This window comes from Sphingopyxis sp. Root154, assembly GCF_001427105.1.
Taxonomy (GTDB): Bacteria; Pseudomonadota; Alphaproteobacteria; order Sphingomonadales; family Sphingomonadaceae; genus Sphingopyxis.
Window position 1 is genome coordinate 245,284 of sequence record NZ_LMGI01000002.1, and the last position, 20,815, is coordinate 266,098.

The window sequence follows — 20,815 nt, forward strand, 5'->3', positions numbered from 1 at the left end:
CTATCCCATCCGGCCGAATGCGGGTGCGTAATCCGCGCGTCCGCCTAGCGGCCAAGCCGCGCCCGAGTCCAGCATCATTGCCATGAAATGCGGTCCGGCGAAGGGGGAAGCAAAGCGCGCGGCCAGCTCGGGCGAGTAACCGAAGCGCGAGTAATAATCCTCGTGGCCGAGGACGAAGCTGATCGCGACACCTTGTTTGCGAAGCGCGTCGAGTCCGGCGCGGATCAGCGCGTCGCCGATGCCCTGCCCTTGGCTGCCGGGCGCGACCGACACGGGCGCGAGACCGGCGCCCGAAAGCGCGGCGCCTTCGGCCTCGATACTCATCCGGCTCAACAATATATGCCCGACAATCGCGCCGTCACGTTCGGCGACGAGCGACACCAGCGCGTCGCCGTCCGCGTCGATCATCCGCACCAGTTCCGCCTCGCCCTGATGACCGAAGTCCGTTCCCGCAAAGGCGGCGCGGATCACCGTGTCAATGGCATCGGCATCCGCCGCCGTCGCGGCGCGGATGCCGATTTCGTCAGACAAGCGAGATGTCCGGGGCGTCTTCCTGCTTCATGCCGACGGTGTGGTAACCCGCATCGACATGATGCGTTTCGCCCGTCACGCCGCTCGACAGGTCGCTCAGCAGGTAGAGCGCCGAGCCGCCGACATCGTCGATCGTGACGTTGCGGCGGAGCGGGGCGTTATGCTCGTTCCATTTGAGGATCAGGCGGAAATCGCCGATGCCGCTTGCGGCCAGCGTCTTGATCGGGCCGGCCGAAATCGCGTTCACGCGCACGCCCTGCGGGCCGTAGTCGTTGGCGAGATATTTGACGCTCGTCTCGAGCGCCGACTTCGCGACTCCCATGACGTTGTAGTGCGGGATCACCTTTTCGGCGCCATAATAGCTCAGGGTGAGCAGCGAGCCGCCGCCGTTGCCCGTTTCGGGGTCGAAGGGCGTCATCATCGATGCCGCGCGCTTGGCGACCGCGGTGAAGCTGTAAACGCTGATGTTCATCGTCATCAGGAAGTCGTCGAGCGTCACATCGGCATAATGGCCACGCAGCGCTTCCTTGTTGGTAAAGCCGATCGCATGAACGACGAAGTCGATCGTCGGCCAGCGCGCCGAGAGCGTCGCGAACGCCGCGTCGAGATTGTCCATGTCGGACACGTCGCAATCGATCAGGAAATCGCAGCCGAGTTCGTCGGCGAGCGGCTTCACCCGCTTCAGCATCACATCGCCCTGATACGAAATCGCCAGTTCGGCGCCCGCGCCGTGCAGCGCCTTGGCAATGCCCCACGCAAGCGACTTGTCGTTCGCAAGGCCCATAATCAGCCCGCGCTTGCCAGTCATCAGACCCGTCATTTTGTGTCTCCGGTCTTTTCAATAATCACATCGTCGACGCGCCCAATAGCGTCGTGGCCCAAATCCTCAACCTCGACGAGCGCGGCATTGAGTTCGGCGCCCATCACCATACCCAATCCGACGAGATAGAAAAAGAAGAGCGCGACCATCACACCCGCGAGGCTGCCGTAGGTTGCGTCATAGCTGAGCAGGCTGGCGAGCAAGGGAGGCAGCGCGAGGGTGACGCCGATCCACCAGAGCGTCGTGAACAGCGCGCCCGGCCATTTGGGGAATTGTTTGCGCCGGTATTTCGACGGCGTCAGGCTGTAGAAAAGCATGTAAATCGCGAGGAACAGGCCGAAGCCAGACACACCGCGCGAGATCAGGACGATGCCGAAGGATTGGTATCGCTCGGGCAGCACACGCGTGACGAACTGTTCGACCCCGACGATCAGCACCTGCATGCTGAACGACAGCAGCATCAGCACCACCGCGCCGGTGATGATGCCGATCGACAGCAGCCGATAGTGGAAGAAGCCCTTGGAAAAATGCGTGCCATAGGCGCGGCGCAAGATGTCGCGCACCGTCTCGATCAGACTGCCGACGGTCCACAGCGCAACGAGCGCGCCAAGCCAGAGGAAGATGCCGGTGCGCGCGGTCATCACTTCGCGGATCGGCCCCGACAGCGCCTTGGCGACCGTCGGCGGCATCGTCGAGAAGACCGCCTCGATCGCCGCTTCGCCGCCGACGCTGCCGCCGAAGATCGACAGCGCCGCGGCGAGCAGGATGAAGAAGGGGAAGAGCGCGATCAGCGCCAGATAGGCGAGATTGCCCGCGTGGATGAAGCCGTCGGTATAGGTGCCGACGACGACGCGGCGGGCGATGCGCCAGGCGCGCGTGCCCGGTCCGAGCTGCTCGCGGCCGCGGTCGAGAACGCCTTGCGCCCGCGCGCGCAGCTTGACGCGCTTGGCGCGTTCGGCGCGCGCCTCGGGCGAATGCGGCGAATGGCCTTCGGCCAGAAATTCCTTGCCGACCTCGTCGGCAACCTCGCGCTCGAGCGCGGCGACGATCTTTTTCTCGCTGGCGTCAGCCACGCATCACACGCCAAGCTCCGCCCGCACGTCGCGCGGATCGGCCCATTCGCTGAGCAGCTTGATCAGCGCCTCGTCGTCAGAAGGCAGGTCGACCATCAGCCGCACGAGCTGATCGCCGCGGCCGCCGCTTTTCTGGCTGAACCCCTTGCCCTTGAGGCGCATCACCTTGCCCGACGAGGAGCCGGCGGGGATCGACAGCATCACCGGGCCGTCGACGGTCGGCACCTTGATCTTCGCGCCCTTGACCGCCTCGTTCAGCGTCACCGGCAGGTCGAGGCGGATGTTGGCACCCTCGCGCTCATAGAAGGGATGGTCCTTGACCGTGATCGTGACGATGCCGTCACCTGTGCCGCCCGGCCCCGCCTGCCCCTTGCCCGCGAGCCGCATCTGCGTACCGGTTTCGACCCCGGCGGGCAGTTTCAGGTCGATCGTCGCGCCATCGGCGAGGGCGATGCGCTGCGGCGCCTGCGTCGCGGCGTCGATGAAGCTGACCGAAAGGCGATAGGCGACATTGGCGCCCTTGGGCGGAGCCGCGCCGCGCCCGCCGAAGCCGCCGAACGGCCCGCCGCCCGAACTGCTACCGCGGCCGCCGAACAGCCCTTCGAAAATATCGCCGAAATCGGAACTCTCGTTGCCGAAACCGCTGAAACCGCCGGGGCCGGTGCGCTGGTCCCCGCGGAAACCGCCGCCACCGCCATAGCCGAAGGGCATCGCGGGATTGCCCTCGCCGTCGATCTCGCCGCGGTCGAACTGCGCGCGCTTCGTCTTGTCCGACAGGATGTCATACGCCTTGGTCACGTCGGAGAATTTCTCCGATGCCTTCGGGTTGTCCTTGTTCTTGTCGGGGTGCAATTCCTTGGCGAGCTTGCGGTATGCGGACTTGATTTCCGCTTCGCTTGCACTCTTCGCAACGCCCAGGGTGGAATAGGGATCGGCCATTTTGCTCCTGTAGCCCGATAAGTGACTGGGCGTGAAGCCCGATTGCGCGTCGATGTGGTAATGTCCCGTCGAAGGTCAAGTTCCCTCGATATCGCGCTCGACCCTGCACGCCTGGCGCATTATGACCGCGCGGATGAGCGACGATCCCTTTGCCCTGTTCGACAGCTGGTTCGCCGAGGCGCGCACCAGCGAGCCTAATGACGCCAATGCGATGGCGCTCGCGACGGCGACGCCCGACGGGCACCCGTCGCTCCGCATGGTGCTGCTGAAGGGGCACGGGCCCGACGGCTTTGTCTTTTATACCAATCTCGACAGCCGCAAAGGCGGCGAACTCGCGGCGAACCGACACGTCGCGCTGCTCTTTCACTGGAAATCGCTGCGCCGCCAGGTCCGCATCGAGGGCGCGGTGACGCCGGTCGACGACAGCGTCGCCGATGCCTATTTCGCGACGCGCAGCCGCGACAGCCAACTTGGCGCGTGGGCGAGCGACCAGTCGCGGCCGCTCGCCAGCCGCGAGACGTTTGAGGCGCGCTTCGAGGAGATGCAGGCGCGGTTCGCGGGACAGGATGTGCCGCGCCCGCCGCGCTGGTCGGGCTGGCGCGTTAATCCTTCGGCTATCGAGTTCTGGCAGGATCGCGCTCACCGGCTGCACGAGCGTACGGTCTTCACCCGCACCGGCGCCGGCTGGACGAAAGGATTGCTGTATCCATGAGCGCACCCCGCCGCCTGCCGATCACCCAAGTCGATGCCTTTGCCGACCGCCCCTTTACGGGCAACCCCGCGGCGGTGATGCCGCTCGAGGAATGGCTCGACGATGCGACGCTGCTGGCGATCGCGGCGGAGAATAATCTTGCCGAAACCGCCTTTCTGGTCCCCGACGAAAGCGACGAGGCCGATTATGAGCTGCGCTGGTTCACGCCGGCGGTCGAAGTCGCGCTCTGCGGCCATGCGACGCTGGCGAGCGGGCATGTCCTGCTGACGGCGGCGCAGTGGCGGAGCGACATGACCTTCCGCACGCGCAAGGCGGGGATCTTGCGCGTCGCGCGCAACGGCGAGGACGAGGGCTATAAGATGGCCCTGCCCGGCTATACGCCCGCGCCGAAGGCCATGCCCGACATCGTCCGCGCGCTCGGCGGCGATCCGGTCGAGACGATGTGGCACGACGGCGGCTATGCGCTGATCGCTTATCGCGACGCGGCGAGCGTGCGGGCGCTGACGCCCGACCTGCGCGCGCTGAAAGAGGGCGGCGACATCCTCTATATCGCGACCGCGCCGGGCGCCGACGATCCATCGGGCGCCGACGTCGTCAGCCGCGCATTCGCACCCGGGGCCGGGATCGACGAGGATCCGGTCACCGGCTCAGCGCACAGCGTGCTCACCCCTTATTGGACGGTGCGGCTGGGGCGAGACCGCTTCGCCGCTTATCAGGCGAGCGCGCGCGGTGGGCATGTCGGATGCCGCCTTGATGGCGACATGGTCGAGCTGACCGGAACCTGCGTCACGACGCTGGTCGGTGACTTTTTGCTATAGCGCGGCGGTGAGGTCGGCGAGGTGCCGGCGCAGCGCGGGGAACTGGTCGTCGCTGGTGACACCCAGCCGCACGATCGTCAGCCGCTGCGAGGGCGAGACGATGATATATTGCCCCTGGTGCCCGATGCACGCGAACAAATCGTTCGGGCCGCGATCGGGCCAGAGCGCGGGGGTGACTCCGGCCGGGCGCCGGCGGTTGAGCCAGATATGCCCGCCATAGCCGGCGTCGTTCTTCGAGGGCGTCAGCATGAAGCGCATCCAGGTTTCGGGGAGCAATCGCTGGCCGTTCACGACGCCATGGTTGCGCAGGAATTCGCCGAACTTCGCATAATCGCGCGCGGTCGCGTGCATGATCGATCCGCCGATCATCGTGCCGTGCGCATCATATTCGGGGGTCAGGCTGGTCATGCCGAGCGGCTCGACCAGCCGTCCGCCGATGAAGTCATGCATCGCATCGCGCCGCGCATCCGGATTTTGCGACGGTGTCAGCGTGTCGGCGAGGACGTCCGACAGGATGACGCTGGTCGCCGAACTGTAGTTGAAGACCTCGTCGGGCTGTGCGGCGGCGGGCTTGGCCTCGGCAAAACCCGCCATGTCGCCCGCTCCGCTGCCGAACAGCATCGCGACGGTATCGCCCTGCCACACCGGATCGCCATTTTCGACATGCTCGAGCCCCGAGGACATATGGAGGAGGCTCCGCAGCGTGATCGCGCCGCGCGGATCGCCGCTGCGCTGCCATGCATCCACGGGTGCCGGCCCGTCGAGCGACAATTGGCCGTCAGCGACGAGGAAACCCGTGAGCACTGCGGTGATGCTTTTCGCCATCGACCAGCTGATCAGCTTCGATTCGGGGCCGAAACCCGCGGCATAGCGTTCGTAAATCGGCTCGCCGTCGCGCAGCACGAGCAACGCGCGTGTCTGCCCGACATCGTCGGCATCGGCGAACAATGCGTCGGCGCGCGCGCGGATCGCGGCGGGCAACGCAGGCAGAGCCTGCGGCGTCTCGACCGCCGCGACGCCATCGAGCGATGCACCGAATTTCGGCGCCGGCGACGCGGGCGCCATATTACCCTGCCCCGCCGCCTGCGTCAGCGACCAGGCGCCGAGCATCGCGAGGGCGGCACTTGCCAGCAGCCGTTTTTTGGTGATCATGGCATGGGTGAATAACATCAATCCGACCGGGCCGACAACGGGCGTGACGCCGGCCCCAGCGCCGCCGCCCGCGAATCCCCCTTATCCCGCGAAAAAACCGAGCCGCTGGGGCGGCTGCCTGCCTTGGGCGATCGGGCTTGCCGTGCTGCTCGCGATCTTCACCATCTGGAAATTCCCGTCATTCAAGGCGCAGGCCGAACTGGGTTCTGCCTATGCCGCGCGGGTCGGCTGTTCGTGCCGCTATGTGCAGGGCCGCAGCCTCGAAAGCTGCCAGAGCGATTTCGAGCCCGGGATGGAAATGATTTCGCTCAGCGAAGATCCCGCGACCAAAACGATAACCGGCAGTGTGCCGCTACTCGCCTCGCGCAGCGCACGCTACGCCGGGGCCAGCGGCTGCCTGCTGCGGCCCGAGAACTAACGCCAGAAGCGGCGTGCGAATAGCGCCAGCGCCGCGGGTACGCCGAAGACGACCAGCGCAATCCCCGCCTCCTCGGCCCAGCCGTAGCCGGCATAGAGCACGCCGACGAGCAGATTGCCGATCGCGACAAGCAACCACAGAATGAAGAACAGCCGCGTCGCCCACGCCGCATCCCTGATCGCAAGGCGCAGCAGGATCAGCAGGGCGAGCCCGGCCAGCAGCATGATGGTCGTGTGCGACATCCCTATCCCTCCCCTGCATCTGGCAGAATATCCGATCGATGTCGGCGGCGCCACTCGCCCGGCGACATGCCGATCTTGCGGCGAAAGATCGCGCACAGATGCGCGTGGCTCGAAAAGCCGGTCGCGAAGGCGATCTCGGCGATCGAGAGCGGACGGTTCATCAGGAACCAGCAGGCGTGGCGCAGCCGCTGGTGCAGCACATATTGCGCCGGGGTGCGCCCGGTCGCGCGCGCGAAATGAACGATCAGGCTGTTGACCGACATGCCGGCCTCCGCCGCCATATCCTCGACCGTCAGCGACACTTCGAGCTGGGTCTGGATATAGGCCATGAGATCGTTGATGCGCTGGGCGATCGCGGGCGATTCGGGACGCCCGGCCATGCCCTGAAGCGTCTTGGCGAGGATCGTGACGAGCGGATCGGCGGCGGCCGCATCGTTCGCGAGCAAGGCCCGGACAAGCGCGGCCAGCGCGAGGTCGTGATGCGCCGCGAGCGCACGCGTATCGGGGGCGACGGTCAGAAGCGTTACCGGAATCTCGACCTCGATCGTGCGGACCGCGCCACCCTTGGCCGTGCCGCGATATGTCTGACCGGCGGGAATCAACCACATTTCGCCCGGCAACGGGTCGCCGAGCGACGTCCGCTGTTCATCGAGCCATGTTTCGAGCCAGTGGTAACTTCCCGCCTCATACAGGATCAGCACATGGACATCGCGCTCGATCGTCCAGTTTGACGGGCCATCGATCCGGTCAACGATCGAGGCGACCCTGAGTCCACCCACTTCCATCGCATGAATATGGCAAGAATGGGAAAATGTGAAAGCCTGCCATATTACGCAATAATATGGTTAAATCGCCCTACCCAAAGTCCTCGGCCCTAGTCGCAGCTGAGACAAATGAGGCGTGGGCCAGGCTAATACGCGTGCCCCAGACACGCATGAACAGACCCCCCCGACGGCGGGCGGCGCAATCGCCGCCCGCCACTTTTTCCTGAGCGAAACGATAGCCTTGATTATTTTGGGGCGAGGAATTCATCCATCGCGCGATTGACCGCATCGGGTGCCTCCCACGGCACGAAATGCCCGCAACCCGGAACCTTGACGATCGTCACCTCGGGCACGAGCTCTTCGATGCCATCGAGATTGCAGGGCGGCAGCGCGACATCGTCGAGCGCCCAGATGACGAGCGTCGGGATGGTAAGCTTCGGGAAGGGCGCCGCGGGCGAGTCGGCATAGGGCTCGTCCATCGCGGGAACCACGGCGGGCGAGCCGCGATACCAGTTGATCATCGCGCGGCAGCTGTCGCGATTCTCCCAATCCCCCAGCAGCCGGGCGATCTCGTCGGGGGGCTGGACGCCGCCGCTCGGCACGCGTCCTTCGAAGGCGTGGGCCAGAATGCCCGCAATGCCATGCTCCTCGATGATCGCGTCACTCGCCGGGTCGCGGAAGGTGCGGATATATTGGCTTGCGGCGCGTTGATCGGCGTTCGTCGCGAGCAGGTGCTGGAAGATGCCCGGATGCGGTGCGTTGGCGATGACCGCGCGCGTTACCCGGCCCGCCCACGCCGGATGCAGCCCGCCCGGCTGGCCGCCGAGCGCGACACCCCACGCGATCGCCCCGCCCCAGTCGTGGCCGACGATCGTGAATTCGCCGACGCCGAGCGCATCGGCGAGCGCGAAGATATCGGCGATCAGCTTGTCGGGGGTGTAGGATTCGGCGTCCTGCGGCTTCGACGAGCCGCGATAGCCGCGCTGGTCGGGCGCGATACAGCGAAAGCGATCTGCGAAATGTGGCAGCTGATAGCGCCAGGTGCGGTGCGATTCGGGAAAGCCGTGGAGGAAGATGAGGGCCGGCGCATCGCGCGGGCCCATGTCGACGACGTCGAGTTCGGCCCCGGTCGCAAGCTTGACGCGCTGTTGTTCGAAATCGCCGATCATCCATTCCGCTCCTTTGGTTTCTTTTCGAAACCAATCTGGCGGGGATCGTTGCGGCTGGCAAGCTGCAACAAATGGCCGGTTCCTATTCTTCCGGCGTCAGATTCTCGTCGTCCTGCGGCAGCGTCTTGAAGATCGGCCATTCGCGCATGTCGCCGCCGCTGATGCAACGGCGCGATGACAGTTCGGTCTCGCCACGCCACACATGGAGCCCGCCATAATAGCTTTCGGGCGTGCTGCCCTCCTCGGTCATCCCCATGCTCGGCGCCGACCAATGGGCATAGACGATATAGCTATAGTCACCGCTGACGAAGCGCAGCGTCTGATCCTCGGCACGCGGATAGAGCCGCCGGTTATAGAAGACACGCCCGCTCGCGGCATCGGCGACGATCCGAAGCTCGGTCTTGCTCTTGGTGCCATAGCGATAGATGAGCGCGTTGCCCTGTTGCGTTACGGTGAGCTGCTTGGCACCAAAGCTGCAGTGGAAGACTGGTTCGGTGCCTGCCGCGAGCGTCAGCGCCAGCAGCAGGCTCACGGATAGCTGACCGTCTTCGGCACCTCGGGGATCGGGATGAATTCCTCGCTGTCGCCGGGGACGAGCGGGAAGTTGCGTTCCTTCCAGTCGTGCTTCGCCTGGTTGATGCGGTCGCGGCTGGAGCTCACGAAATTCCACCAGACGTGGCGCGGCGTCTTGAACGCCTCGCCGCCGAGCAGCATCACGCGCGCGTCACTCTCGGCGCGGAGCGTCATCGCCTGACCGGGTTTCAATATATAGAGGCTGTGACGGTCGAGCGCCTCGCCATCGAGGCTCGCGTCGCCAAGCGCAACGAGCACCGCGCGCTCGTCGGCCTCGGCATCGATCGGGATCGTCGCGCCGGCGTTCATCAATATGTCGGCATAGATCGTCGCGGCATGCTGCGTAATCGGCGAGGTCGCGCCCCACAGGCTGCCCATGATCACGCGCGCCGACACGCCATTATCCTCGATCAGCGGCAGGTCGTCCTTTGCAACATGTTCGAACGCCGCGTCGATCTCTTCCTTACCGTCGGGCAAGGCGAGCCAGGTCTGCATTCCCGAGATGCCCGATCCGGTCGCGCGCTCAGCGGCGGGCGTGCGCTCCGAATGGACGATGCCGCTGCCCGCGGTCATCAAGTTGCACGCGCCGGGTCGGATCGTCGCAAAGGTGCCGATGCTGTCGCGATGGTCGATCGCGCCTTCGAACAAATAGGTGACCGTCGCGAGATTGATGTGCGGATGCGGGCGCACGTCCATGCCGCGGCCGATGTCGAAATGCGCGGGACCGAACTGGTCGACGAAAATGAAGGGGCCAACCATCGTCCGCGCCTTGTTCGGCAGCGTGCGGCGCACTTCGAAGGCGCCGAGATCGTGAGTCGAGGGAGTGATGATGTCGAACATCAATCGAGCCTTTCCAGTGTTTTCTTGGTCTTTTCGGTTTCGACATTGCCCGTGTTCAGCGTCGAGTTTGGTTCGAGGAGGAGCACCTGACATTCGCCGTCCAGCGCCTCGGGGCAATGTTCGGTGCCGTGCGGGACGATGATGAACTCGCCGGGCTCGACGATCACGTCGCGGTCGCGAAACGCCATCTTCATCCGGCCGGCGACGACGAGGAAAAGTTCGTCCTCGATATCGTGATGATGCCAGTCGAACTTGCCGTCGAGCTTGACCAGCTTGACCTGAAAATCGTTGATGTCGCCCGCAACGCGAGGGTTCCATGCGTCGGGGATTTTTGCGAAGGCTTCGGCGAGGTTCACCTTGTCCGGCATCGTCATTCTCCCGGCGCGGTCGCCTTGATCGCGAGCGCGTGGACGCGCTGCCCCGGCATGTCGCCGAGCGCCTTGTTCACCGCGCGCTGGCGCGCGACGCGATTCATCCCGGCAAAGCCCACCCACTCGATGTTCAAGCTGAAATGCGACTCGCCGCTGCCGTCGTCGCCTGAATGGCCATGATGGCTGGTGCTGTCGTTGTTCAGGACGAATTTTGCGTCGGGAAAGGCTGCGGTGAGCAGGCTTTCCATCTCTTGCTGTGCGGGGCCTTTGCTGCTCATGGGTTGACCATAAGCGCTTCGTCGCCAAATTATAAGGCCTCCCAAAGGTCAGCCTCCCCGATTCCGAAAGCCTGTTGTGCCGTCTCCATCTCGCCCTTCCCGTTTTCATGGCCGCGTCCCCCGCAAGGAAGCCTGCGCCGCACCCGGATGCCGCGAGCCCGGCGAATTCCGCGCGCCGATGGCGTGGACGCGCTCGCCCGATGGCCCGCCGCAATATCGCTGGCTGTGCCTCGACCATGTGCGCGAATTCAACGCGGGCTATAATTTCTTCGAGGGCATGACCGCCGACCAGATCATGGAGGCGCAGTCTCCTACGGCTGGGTGGGAAACCGAAAGCCGTACCTTCCGCGCCGCGGGCAGCGCCGACCTGCCGCCGCGCTGGGCCGATTTCCGCGACCCGATCGACGCGCTCGGCGCGCGCTTTCGCCAGCGGATGGACGAGGCGCGGCGCGAGGCGAAGAATCCCGGCCTGTCGCGCGAGGAGCATGCGGCGATGCAATTGCTCGCGCTGCCCGCCGACGCCGACCGCGCGGCGCTGCGGCGACGCTACAGCGAGCTTGTCCGCAAATATCACCCCGACCGCAATGGCGGCGATCGCAGTTTCGAAGCGAGGCTGGGCGAGGTAGTCCAGGCGTATCAATTGCTGAGGAAGACGAAGGCTTTCGCATAGGGAGACGCACGATGACCGACCTGAACGAAGCACGGATCGAGGTGGTGCGCCGGCACATGGCGCTCGAGATCACGCACGATTGGGACGGCGTCCTCGCGACCTTCGACCACCCACGATACGAATTGATGGGCCCCGGCACGATTTTCGACGGCGAAGCGGCGGTGCGGTCCTATTTCGCCACGTCGCGCGAACCCTTTCCCGATCAGGCGAACGAGGTCATCGCGATCGCCGCAGACGCGGGCACGAACACGGTGCTCGTCGAATTCTGGCTGACCGGCACGCATCTCGGCCCGCTGAAGCTCGGCCTCAGGACGATCGAGCCGACCGGCAAGGCGTTCCGCATTCGTATGGCTGCAAGCTTCGAATTCGCGCCGGGCGGCGACAAGATCGTCTGCGAACGTCCCTATTATGACCAGTCGGCGGTGATGAAGGCGCTCGGTTTGCTCTGAAAAGGCGTTGCAAGGCGCAACCCATGACGATACCGCGCTGGCGAAGCGCCACCTGACGGCGACTCTCCCTGACCATATCGCTGGACAAGAGACATGACCGATATCCCGAACAGCCTCCCCGACCATCACGGCTCGACGCTCCTTTCGGCGCCCGATGTCGAGATCGATGCGCGCGAGGTTTTCGGTGTCGATATCGACATGAAGGTGCCGGCGTTCAGCGAGGCCGACGAGCGCGTCCCCGACCTCGATCCCGCTTATGTCTTCGACGGAGACACGACGCTCGCGATCCTTGCGGGCTTTAAATACAACCGCCGCGTGATGGTGCAGGGCTATCACGGCACCGGCAAGTCGACGCATATCGAGCAGGTCGCGGCGCGCCTGAAATGGCCGTGCATCCGCGTCAATCTCGACGCGCATATCAGCCGCATCGACCTCGTCGGTCGCGACGCGATCGTCCTGCGCGACGGGCAGCAGGTGACCGAGTTCCGTGAAGGTCTGCTCCCCTGGGCGCTGCAGACCCCGACCGCGCTCGTGTTCGACGAATATGACGCGGGCCGCCCCGACGTGATGTTCGTGATCCAGCGCGTGCTGGAGACCGAGGGCAAGCTGACTTTGCTCGACCAGAACCGGGTGATCCGCCCGAACCCGCATTTCCGCCTGTTCTCGACCGCGAACACCGTCGGGCTCGGCGACACGAGCGGGCTGTATCATGGGACGCAGCAGATCAACCAGGGCCAGATGGACCGCTGGAACATCGTCGTCACGCTGAACTATCTGCCCGCGGCGACCGAAAGCGCGATCATCCTCGCCAAGGTGCCGAACACCGACGAGACGACCGTCGCCAATATGGTCAAGGTCGCCGACCTGACGCGCCAGGGCTTCATCAACGGCGACATTTCGACCGTGATGTCGCCGCGTACCGTGATCAGCTGGGCACAGAACACCGCGATCTTCAACAATATCGGCTTCGCCTTCCGCCTCTCGTTCCTCAACAAGTGTGACGAGGCCGAGCGGATGATCGTCGCCGAATATTATCAGCGCGTGTTCGGCGAGGACCTGCCCGAGAGCGTGGTCGGCAAGTGATCCCGGCGCGCCACCTGCTGGTGGCGGCCGCCGCATTGGCGCTGTCGGGCTGCAGCATCGCGGCGGTCGACTATGGCAAAGTCCGCCATGCCGACTATGTCGCCGATCCCCGCTGCACCGCGAAGCCCGGCGCGGTGATCGATGGGGCGGCGCTGCCGCTGTTCTTCGCGACCAGCCGCCTGCCCGACTGCCGCACCGATGACATAAGCCTGCTCCGCCATCGCGGCGACAAGATCCGTTACGGCCACTTTGCCGCGCCGCGCGAAATCGAAGTCGGCAAAAAGAAGACTTTGCGGACCCCGATGGCGTTTCAGGATTCGGGCGACTGGTGGAAAGCCTTGCAGGCCGAGACGGACAGGAGACAGGGCCGTGTCCTGCTCTATGTCCATGGCTATCGCGAGACGTTCGAGACGACATCGAAGGACGCCGCCCAGATCGCGCGGATGACGGGCTTTGCGGGGCCGGTGATCGAATATAGCTGGCCGTCGCAGGGCGAAGTGCTGAGCTATGCCGTCGACGAAACCAACATGTATCACGACGTCCGCAATTTCCGCGATTTCCTGAAGACACTCGCCGAACGGCCTTGGGTCAAGGAAATCGTCGTCGTCTCGCACTCGCTGGGCGCGCGGCTGGTGATCCCGGCGATTTCCTATGTCGACCGGACATCGAGCAGCGCCGACAGCAGCAATATTTCGAATGTCATCCTGGCCTCACCCGACATCGATCGCGAAACCTTCGAGCGCGATATCGAGGAGGAAGTGCTGTCTGCACGGCGCGTCGCAGTGGGACGGCGGATCACCGTATACGTCTCGCACGCCGACAAGGCCCTCGCGGCGTCGCGCGCGCTGCACGGTTATCCGCGCCTCGGCTCGCCCTATTGCTTCAACCCGTTCGAAGCGGCGGACCTGAAAGCGAAGGGGCTACCGGTGCGCTGCTACCCGGCGGCGATTTCGGGGCTGACGGTGATCGACACCACCGATGTTTCGCGGACGACCACCGGCCACAGCAATTTCCTGCGCAGCGCGGTCGCGTGCCGCGATTTCGTCGATGTCGTCGCGGGCAAGCGGACGCGGCCCGAGCGCACGGCGACGCAGCTAAAGCATGTGTTCCGGCTGCTCCCCGATCAGGCGGACCCGAAACCCGACGATGAGGGCATCTGCAATCGCATTCCTGCGGCGGAAGCGCCCTAAAAACCGCACATGATCGCGAAATTGGTGAGCCAGACAACCGGCCCCTCACCGGTCCACAGCCAGAGACCGCCCGCCGCGATCAGGACAAAGAGCGCGAGCGCCACCCAGTCCTGTCGCGCGAGCCTCACGCCGGTGCCAGCCGTTTGACCGGAGCGTCGGCGATCGGCAGGTGGACGAGCCCCGCGAACAGCCCGAGCGCGATCGAGAAGCCCCACGCGATATTATAGCTGCCGGTCGCATCGAAGATCAGCCCCGCCATCCACGCGCCAAAGAAGCTGCTGAGCTGGTGGCTCAAAAACACGATGCCATAGAGCATCGAGAGATAGCGGATGCCGAAGATGCGCCCGACGATGCCGCTGGTGAGCGGCACGGTGCCGAGCCAGAGGAAGCCCATCGCACCCGCGAAGACGAGCGCGCTTGCATGGCTCAAGGGCAGGAACAGGAACAGAGCAATCACCGCCGAGCGCGCGGTGTAGAGCGCCGACAGCACATATTTCTGCCGCATCAGGTCGCCGGCGCGGCCGAATACGTACGAACCGAGGATGTTGAACAGCCCGACGAGCGCAAGCACCTGCGCGCCGATTTCGATCCCGAGTCCCTTGTCGTCGAGATAGGCGGGCAGATGCGTCGCGATGAAGGCGATGTGGAAACCGCAGACGAAAAAGCCCGCGTTGAGCAGCCAATAGCCGCGGTGGACGGCGGCTTCGCGCAGCGCGTCTCGGGCCGTCTGTTCTTCGGCTTGCACCGTACCCGGCGTATCGGTGCGACCCGCGACGCCGATCGCGAGCAGGCCGCAAAGCGCGACGAGCCCCGCCATGATCCACAGGGTTTCGTGATAGCCGATATTGCCGAGCAGCATCGATGCGAGCGGCACCACCAGAAACTGGCCCAGCGAGCCGCCCGCGGTGACGATACCGAACGCGCTGCTGCGCTTTTCCGGGCTGACAACGCGTCCGACCGCACCGAGCACGACGACAAAGGTCGTCGCCGACTGCGCCATGCCGATCAGCAGGCCAAAACTGATATGCAGCCCGACCGCATCGGTCGCGAACGCCGCGCCGATCAGCCCGAGCGCATAAAGCAGCGCCCCGCCGAGTACGACGCGCCCCGCGCCATGCTTGTCGGCAAGCGCGCCGACGAAGGGCTGGACGAGGCCGAACAGCAAATTCTGAAGCGCCATCGCGAGGCCGAAATCGGAGCGGCTGATCCCGATATCCACGCTCATCTGCGGCAGTAACAGGCCGAACGACTGGCGCACGCCCATCGCCAGCGTGACGATGAGGGCAGCGCAGAGGATGACGATCCAGGGCTTTTTCATGGGGGAGAGTGCGGGGGAGGACATAAGCCGCGGATGCTCCCGAGCCCGCGGAAGGTCAAGCGAGCATAGCTATAAGCTCCCTTACTCTCCCTTCGTCACCCCGGATCAGGTCCGGGGTGACGATTGGAAATACGGTCGCCTGACTCTCTTCCTTCGACGACAAAAGCTGGTTAGAGCCGACTCGAAATGACTTCCCAATCTCCCCTCGACGATTTCAAGGCCGCGCTGTCGAGCGTCGCGCGCGCGGTCACCCGCGATGCCGAGGTCGAGGTCGGCTTTACCGCCGACGCGCCCGCGCAGATCGGCAAGGCGATCAAGGTGCCGACGCCGTCGCGCACGCTGCCCGCCGATCAGGTCGCCGAGGCGCGGGGCTTTGCGGACAGCTATGCGCTGCGCATGAAGCATCACAGCGAGAAATTGCACGCCGCGGCGCGCCCCGCCGATCCGATCGCCGCCGCCGCGTTCGACGCGATGGAGCGCGCGCGGGTCGAAGCGCTCGGCGCGCGCCACATGAACGGCATGCGCGGCAACCTTGCCGCCAGCCTCGCGATGCGGATGCGCAGCGATCCGATCAGCCGCGCGCAGGGCCGTGAGGATGTGCCGATTTCGAGCGCGCTCGAACTGATGCTGCGCGAGGCGCTGACCGGTGAACAGGCGCCGCAGGGGACCGAGACCGGCCTGTCGCTGGTGCGCGAATGGATCACCAACGAGGCGGGCGGTGACCTGACCGCGCTGTCGATGCTGCTCGACGATCAGGCTGCCTTTGCCGAAACCGCGAAGCTTGCGCTCCGCCACCTCGACCTGATCCAGAGCGACGAGCCGCTGGAGGAAGGCGCCGAGGACGGCGGCGAGCAGGACGAGACCGAGGCCGAAGAGAGCCAGGAAGAGCAGGAAAGCGAAGACGGCGGCGCCGGTGAAAGCCAGGTTGATGCGCGCGCCGAAATGGCGGGCGATCAGGCCGACGACGGCGACAGCGACCCCGACGCGCAAGAAATGGAAGCCGACGGCGAACCCGAAATGGGCGGCGAAGGCGACGAGGGCATGCTGCCCGTGCGCCCCAACCGCCTGCCGAGCGACATTCCCGATTTCAACTATCTGCGCTTCACCGAGAAGCATGACGAGATCATCGCCGCGACCGAGCTTTGCGACGCCGACGAACTGACGCGGCTGCGCGCCTATCTCGACACGCAGATGCAGCATCTGCAGGGCGCGGTGACCAAGCTCGCCAACCGGCTGCAGCGCCGGTTGATGGCGCAGCAGAACCGCGCGTGGGATTTCGACCAGGAGGAAGGCCAGCTCGACGCAGCCCGCCTCGCGCGCGTCATCGTCTCGCCCGGCCAGTCGCTGTCGTACAAGATCGAGCGCGATACCGATTTCCGCGACACCGTTGTTACCCTGCTGATCGACAATAGCGGGTCGATGCGCGGGCGGCCGATCAGCATCGCCGCAATCAGTGCTGACATCCTCGCGCGCACGCTCGAACGCTGCGGCGTGAAGACCGAGATTTTGGGCTTCACGACGCGGACGTGGAAGGGCGGGCAAAGCCGCGAGGATTGGCTCGCCGCCGGCCGCCCCGCGCATCCCGGCCGCCTCAATGACCTCCGCCACATCATCTACAAGCCCGCCGACGAACCCTATCGCCGCGCGCGCAAGTCGCTCGGGCTGATGATGCGCGAGGGGCTGCTGAAAGAGAATATCGACGGCGAGGCGCTGACGTGGGCGCACAGCCGCATCATCGGCCGCCCTGAAGAGCGCAAGATATTGATGGTGATCTCCGACGGCGCGCCGGTCGACGACAGCACGTTGTCGGTCAACCACGGCGCCTATCTCGACCAGCATCTGCGGCAGGTGATCGAATGGATCGAGAACCGCTCGCCGGTCGAGCTCTGCGCGATCGGCATCGGGCACGATGTGACACGCTATTACAGCCGCGCGGTGACGATCATGGACGCCGAGCAGCTGGGTGGGACGATGGTCGAACAGCTCGCGGGGCTGTTCGACATCGATTGACCGGCAGCAAAAAGGGGAACGGCGACGCCGCTCCCCCACTGCTTCGTGATGCGGACGCCTATTTCGTCTTGCCGGTCCACGCTTCGGGATCGAACCCTTCGAGCGTGTCGCCCTTGGTCCCCGCCGCGATTTCCTCGGCGGTCAGGAATTTGATCGCGACGCCGCCAGCCTTCGTGTTGCCCCAGCTCAGCGCGGTGATGTGGCTGTCGCCATATTTGGCACCGATCACGGCGTCCGCACCCAGCTTTTCGCCGCGTTCCCATATTTCGTCGTAGATTTTCTTCTGCGACGGCTCCTTGCTAAAGATCGTCGCCTTGCGGACGCCGGCGGTGACCACGCCGACGATCTTGTACGGCTTGTCGGTGATGTCATAGGGGAAAACGGGCACGCCCATTTCCTCGTTGACCATCACATGCGCGACGTCCTTTTTCTTCGCCATCGCGGGCGTCGAAATGACCATTACGGCGATACTCACCGCCGCTAATATCCTTGCGTACTTCATCGCCTTCTCCCCCTTGTTGATCGCCGACAATTCTCTCTCCTTTTCAGCCGGGTCAACAAAATTCTGGCTTGGCAACTTCGGCTATTCATGGCCTATCTGATGCGGGGTTGCAGGGGGCAGATAATGGCATTGATATTTGGCGCGGCAGTGGCCGTTTTACTTGGCGCATCGGCGCAGTCCGCGGCGGCCGTTGAAACGAACCCGCCCGAAGAACCCGCCCCGGCGATCGCCCTCGAGCCCGCAATCGCCCCCCTCATCCTGAAACGCGACACGCCTGTCCATTTCATGGTGGTGTCGGAAGTAACGACGAAGACCCACACCCAGGGACATCGGTTCCGGCTGCGCGTCGACAAGCCGGTTTTCGTCGATGGTGTCCTTGCGCTGCCCGTAGGCACGACCGCGTGGGGCGAAGTGCTCGCCGCGAAGAAAAGCGGCAACGCCGGCAAGTCGGGATCGCTCGAGGCGCGGCTGCTTTATGTCGATGTCGCGGGGTATCGGGTGCCGATCAGCGGCAACAACGAAGCCAAGGGCGCGGGCGGCGGCGCCGAGACCGCGTTGGGTATTATCGCACTGGGGCCGCTCGGCCTGCTCGCCAAGGGCAACAATGCCAAGATCAAGGCCGGCGAACTGATGACCGGCTTTGTCGAGCAGGACACCGCAATCCCGCGCCCGAAACCTGCGGCGCCGTGACAACGGGTCGCACCCTGCTGATCGCGATCGCATTGGCGCTGGCTTGCCCGGCCGCCGCGGAAGAGCCCGTCACCGCTGGCGCCCTGCCGGCGCGCCTGCTGGTGCGGTCGGGCAAACTCGACGTGCAATTGCTCTACGCCGAAATGCCTGGCGGACCGCTGCGCGTGAGCGGCATGATCGAAGCGCGCGGCAAAAAAGACGCAGGCGACACGGCGGCGACCGCCGCCGCCTTCCTTGCCCTGCCCTTCCTCCCGACGGGGCGGAGCGCCGAAATCGCCGCCGGAGCCGAAGTTTCGGGGCGCCTCGACCGCGATCTTTGGATCGACCGGCGCTGACCAGGCGCTGCCCCCGGCGCGCAGGGTGACAACCCCTTTCCCCCTCGTTACAAACCCTTCCGATGCAGCAGGGACTCGCGACCTATGACGAGCGCCGCTGCAACGACATTTGTGCTGAGGGGTCGCCGGCATGACTTGGGGCCGCACCGATGGGGTGCGTGGCTGAGGGGGCGACTGTAGCATGAAAAAAGCATCCGACCTGTTCATCGAGTGTCTGGAAGAAGAAGGCGTCGAATATATTTTCGGCGTTCCGGGCGAAGAGAATCTCGATTTCCTCGACAGCCTGTCGCGCTCGACCAAGATCAAGCTGATCCTGACGCGGCACGAACAGGGCGCGGGCTTCATGGCCGCAACCTATGGCCGCCACACCGGCAAGACCGGCGTCTGCCTCGCGACGCTCGGCCCCGGCGCGACGAACTTCGTCACTGCGGCCGCCTATGCCCAGCTTGGCGGCATGCCGATGATGATGATCACCGGGCAAAAGCCGATCAAGAAATCGAAGCAAGGCCGCTTCCAGATCCTCGACGTCGTCGCGATGATGGGGCCGATCACCAAATATACGCACCAGATGGCCTCATCCGACAATATCCCGAGCCGAGTGCGCGAAGCCTTCCGCCTCGCCGAAGAGGAAAAGCCCGGCGCGGTGCACATCGAACTTCCCGAGGATATCGCCGACGAGCATACCGATTCGACGCCCTTGAAGCGCAGCCATTCGCGGCGCCCGAACGCCGATGTGAAATCGATCCGCGAGGCGGTGAAAGCGCTCGAAAAGGCGACCTCGCCCGTGCTTGTCATCGGCGCCGGCGCCAATCGCACAATGACTGGCCGCATGCTCCTGCAGTTCATCGAAAAGACCGGGATTCCGTTTCTGACGACGCAGCTCGGCAAGGGCGTGATCGACGAGCGGCATCCGAAATTTCTGGGCTGCGCCGCGCTGTCATCGGGCGATTTCGTGCACCGCGCGGTCGAGGCGTCGGACTGCATCGTCAACCTCGGCCATGACGTGATCGAGAAGCCGCCCTTCTTCATGCAGCGCGGCGGCCCGACCGTCATTCATGTATCGAGCAAGACCGCCGAAGTCGATCCGGTCTATTTTCCGAACATCGAGGTCATCGGCGATATCGCCAACGCGGTGTGGCAGATTAAGGAGGACATCGTCCCCAACGGCGGGTGGAAATTCGACCATCTGCTCGCCTATCGTCAGGGCGAGGTCGCGCACACCGCGCCGCTGGCGAAGGACGAGCGTTTCCCCATTTTTCCGCCACATCTGGTGCAGTCGGTGCGCGATGCGATGCCCGACGACGGGATCATCTGCCTCGACAATGGCGTCTATAAGATCTGGTTTGCGCGCGGCTATACCGCGTGCAAGCCGAACACGGTGCTGCTCGACAATGCGCTCGCGACGATGGGCGCGGGGCTGCCGAGCGCGATGATGTCGGCGATGGTCTATCCGGGGCGCAAGGTCATGGCGATCTGCGGCGACGGCGGTTTCATGATGAACAGCCAGGAGATGGAGACCGCGGTGCGCCTCGGGCTCAACATCACCGTGCTGATTTTGAACGACAACAGCTATGGCATGATCCGCTGGAAACAGGCGAACATGGGCTTCAAGGATTGGGGGCTGACCTATGGCAACCCCGATTTCGTCAAATATGCCGAGGCTTATGGTGCGCATGGGCATCGGGTCGAGAGCGCGGCGCATTTGAAAGAACTGCTCGCGCATACACTGAGCACGCCGGGTGTGCATCTGATCGACTGTCCGGTTGACTATTCGGAGAATGACCAGATTTTGAACAACGACATCAAGCGGTTGTCAAAAGAGCTCTGATTTTCCATCCCCTCCCGCAAGCGGGAGGGGCAGTGAGACT

General features: G+C 64.7%; 26 protein-coding genes. 11 read left to right on the forward strand and 15 right to left on the reverse strand.

Annotation, left to right across the window (positions count from 1 at the left end):
- From ASD73_RS06840 to ASD73_RS06855, 4 genes are read right to left on the reverse strand one after another with little or no spacing between them, the layout of a single operon-like run.
- A complete protein-coding gene (locus ASD73_RS06840; protein ID WP_200934906.1) occupies positions 1–531 on the reverse strand; it encodes a GNAT family N-acetyltransferase in 531 nt (176 codons plus the stop codon).
- Complete coding sequence (gene fabI, locus ASD73_RS06845; RefSeq protein WP_056370919.1) at positions 524–1,351, reverse strand: enoyl-ACP reductase FabI; 828 nt, start codon at positions 1,349–1,351, stop codon at positions 524–526. The genes ASD73_RS06840 and fabI overlap by 8 nt, the downstream gene beginning before the upstream one ends.
- Positions 1,348–2,424, reverse strand: coding sequence for a YihY/virulence factor BrkB family protein (locus tag ASD73_RS06850; protein ID WP_082521416.1), 1,077 nt, complete (start codon positions 2,422–2,424; stop codon positions 1,348–1,350). Before ASD73_RS06850 ends, fabI begins: the two co-directional genes overlap by 4 nt.
- 3 nt (positions 2,425–2,427) lie before the next feature.
- Positions 2,428–3,363: a DnaJ C-terminal domain-containing protein gene (locus ASD73_RS06855; protein WP_056370921.1), complete on the reverse strand. Its 936-nt coding sequence runs from the start codon at positions 3,361–3,363 to the stop codon at positions 2,428–2,430.
- 133 nt (positions 3,364–3,496) lie between these two features.
- On the opposite strand from ASD73_RS06855, the gene pdxH reads away from it, so the two are divergent.
- Together pdxH and ASD73_RS06865 are read left to right on the forward strand one after the other, a co-directional pair.
- Complete coding sequence (pdxH, locus tag ASD73_RS06860) at positions 3,497–4,075, forward strand: pyridoxamine 5'-phosphate oxidase (RefSeq protein WP_056373314.1); 579 nt, start codon at positions 3,497–3,499, stop codon at positions 4,073–4,075.
- A complete protein-coding gene (locus tag ASD73_RS06865; RefSeq protein ID WP_056370923.1) occupies positions 4,072–4,893 on the forward strand; it encodes a PhzF family phenazine biosynthesis protein in 822 nt (273 codons plus the stop codon). The genes pdxH and ASD73_RS06865 overlap by 4 nt, the downstream gene beginning before the upstream one ends.
- Here ASD73_RS06865 and ASD73_RS06870 read toward each other — a convergent pair.
- Positions 4,888–6,045 (reverse strand): serine hydrolase domain-containing protein, encoded by a 1,158-nt coding sequence (locus tag ASD73_RS06870; protein WP_056370925.1) that lies wholly within the window; start codon positions 6,043–6,045, stop codon positions 4,888–4,890. The two genes, ASD73_RS06865 and ASD73_RS06870, sit on opposite strands and share 6 nt — an antisense overlap.
- Here ASD73_RS06870 and ASD73_RS06875 point away from each other — a divergent pair.
- Positions 6,044–6,463, forward strand: a complete 420-nt coding sequence (locus ASD73_RS06875; protein WP_082521418.1) for a hypothetical protein — start codon at positions 6,044–6,046, stop codon at positions 6,461–6,463. The two genes, ASD73_RS06870 and ASD73_RS06875, sit on opposite strands and share 2 nt — an antisense overlap.
- Here the strand turns inward: ASD73_RS06875 and ASD73_RS06880 are convergent.
- From ASD73_RS06880 to ASD73_RS06910, 7 genes are all read right to left on the reverse strand, one after another.
- On the reverse strand, positions 6,460–6,705 hold the full coding sequence (locus tag ASD73_RS06880; RefSeq protein ID WP_056370927.1) for a hypothetical protein: 246 nt from the start codon (positions 6,703–6,705) through the stop codon (positions 6,460–6,462). The genes ASD73_RS06875 and ASD73_RS06880 overlap by 4 nt on opposite strands.
- A 2-nt stretch (positions 6,706–6,707) precedes the next feature.
- The gene (locus ASD73_RS06885) at positions 6,708–7,490 is read right to left on the reverse strand and encodes a helix-turn-helix domain-containing protein (protein WP_056370928.1); all 783 of its coding nucleotides are present in this window, start codon (positions 7,488–7,490) and stop codon (positions 6,708–6,710) included.
- Between the two features lie 224 nt (positions 7,491–7,714).
- Complete coding sequence (locus ASD73_RS06890) at positions 7,715–8,638, reverse strand: alpha/beta fold hydrolase (RefSeq protein WP_056370930.1); 924 nt, start codon at positions 8,636–8,638, stop codon at positions 7,715–7,717.
- An 82-nt stretch (positions 8,639–8,720) separates the two neighbouring features.
- Complete coding sequence (locus ASD73_RS06895) at positions 8,721–9,170, reverse strand: hypothetical protein (protein WP_056370932.1); 450 nt, start codon at positions 9,168–9,170, stop codon at positions 8,721–8,723.
- Entirely contained in the window at positions 9,167–10,051 is an 885-nt protein-coding gene (locus ASD73_RS06900; protein WP_056370934.1) for a pirin family protein, read from the reverse strand. Before ASD73_RS06900 ends, ASD73_RS06895 begins: the two co-directional genes overlap by 4 nt.
- Positions 10,051–10,419, reverse strand: a complete 369-nt coding sequence (locus tag ASD73_RS06905; protein ID WP_235534222.1) for a cupin domain-containing protein — start codon at positions 10,417–10,419, stop codon at positions 10,051–10,053. Before ASD73_RS06905 ends, ASD73_RS06900 begins: the two co-directional genes overlap by 1 nt.
- A gap of 2 nt (positions 10,420–10,421) precedes the next feature.
- Positions 10,422–10,700, reverse strand: a complete 279-nt coding sequence (locus tag ASD73_RS06910) for a BolA family protein (RefSeq protein WP_056370938.1) — start codon at positions 10,698–10,700, stop codon at positions 10,422–10,424.
- A 178-nt stretch (positions 10,701–10,878) separates the two neighbouring features.
- Between ASD73_RS06910 and ASD73_RS06915 the strand changes: the two genes are divergently transcribed.
- The 4 genes from ASD73_RS06915 (at position 10,879) to ASD73_RS06930 (ending at position 14,092) form a co-directional block, all read left to right on the forward strand.
- Complete coding sequence (locus ASD73_RS06915) at positions 10,879–11,370, forward strand: J domain-containing protein (protein ID WP_235534223.1); 492 nt, start codon at positions 10,879–10,881, stop codon at positions 11,368–11,370.
- An 11-nt stretch (positions 11,371–11,381) separates the two neighbouring features.
- A complete protein-coding gene (locus ASD73_RS06920; protein WP_056370942.1) occupies positions 11,382–11,819 on the forward strand; it encodes an ester cyclase in 438 nt (145 codons plus the stop codon).
- 93 nt (positions 11,820–11,912) lie between these two features.
- On the forward strand, positions 11,913–12,902 hold the full coding sequence (gene cobS, locus ASD73_RS06925) for a cobaltochelatase subunit CobS (protein WP_056370944.1): 990 nt from the start codon (positions 11,913–11,915) through the stop codon (positions 12,900–12,902).
- Positions 12,899–14,092 (forward strand): alpha/beta hydrolase, encoded by a 1,194-nt coding sequence (locus tag ASD73_RS06930; RefSeq protein ID WP_056370946.1) that lies wholly within the window; start codon positions 12,899–12,901, stop codon positions 14,090–14,092. Before cobS ends, ASD73_RS06930 begins: the two co-directional genes overlap by 4 nt.
- Here ASD73_RS06930 and ASD73_RS23425 read toward each other — a convergent pair.
- A complete protein-coding gene (locus tag ASD73_RS23425) occupies positions 14,089–14,220 on the reverse strand; it encodes a hypothetical protein (protein ID WP_268800288.1) in 132 nt (43 codons plus the stop codon). The genes ASD73_RS06930 and ASD73_RS23425 overlap by 4 nt on opposite strands.
- Positions 14,217–15,410, reverse strand: a complete 1,194-nt coding sequence (locus ASD73_RS06935; protein ID WP_200934907.1) for an MFS transporter — start codon at positions 15,408–15,410, stop codon at positions 14,217–14,219. Before ASD73_RS06935 ends, ASD73_RS23425 begins: the two co-directional genes overlap by 4 nt.
- A gap of 186 nt (positions 15,411–15,596) precedes the next feature.
- Here ASD73_RS06935 and cobT point away from each other — a divergent pair, with 186 nt between their 5' ends.
- Complete coding sequence (gene cobT / locus ASD73_RS06940) at positions 15,597–17,420, forward strand: cobaltochelatase subunit CobT (protein WP_056370951.1); 1,824 nt, start codon at positions 15,597–15,599, stop codon at positions 17,418–17,420.
- A gap of 58 nt (positions 17,421–17,478) precedes the next feature.
- On the opposite strand, the gene ASD73_RS06945 is transcribed toward cobT, so the two are convergent.
- Positions 17,479–17,952 carry a hypothetical protein gene (locus ASD73_RS06945; protein ID WP_235534225.1) on the reverse strand — a complete coding sequence of 158 codons (474 nt, stop codon included), beginning with the start codon at positions 17,950–17,952 and terminating at the stop codon, positions 17,479–17,481.
- A 117-nt stretch (positions 17,953–18,069) separates the two neighbouring features.
- Between ASD73_RS06945 and ASD73_RS06950 the strand changes: the two genes are divergently transcribed.
- From ASD73_RS06950 to ASD73_RS06960, 3 genes are all read left to right on the forward strand, one after another.
- Positions 18,070–18,612 (forward strand): hypothetical protein, encoded by a 543-nt coding sequence (locus tag ASD73_RS06950; protein WP_056370953.1) that lies wholly within the window; start codon positions 18,070–18,072, stop codon positions 18,610–18,612.
- The gene (locus tag ASD73_RS06955; RefSeq protein WP_056370955.1) at positions 18,609–18,947 is read left to right on the forward strand and encodes a hypothetical protein; all 339 of its coding nucleotides are present in this window, start codon (positions 18,609–18,611) and stop codon (positions 18,945–18,947) included. The genes ASD73_RS06950 and ASD73_RS06955 overlap by 4 nt, the downstream gene beginning before the upstream one ends.
- A 181-nt stretch (positions 18,948–19,128) precedes the next feature.
- On the forward strand, positions 19,129–20,775 hold the full coding sequence (locus tag ASD73_RS06960; protein WP_056370957.1) for an acetolactate synthase large subunit: 1,647 nt from the start codon (positions 19,129–19,131) through the stop codon (positions 20,773–20,775).
- Positions 20,776–20,815 lie beyond the last annotated feature (40 nt).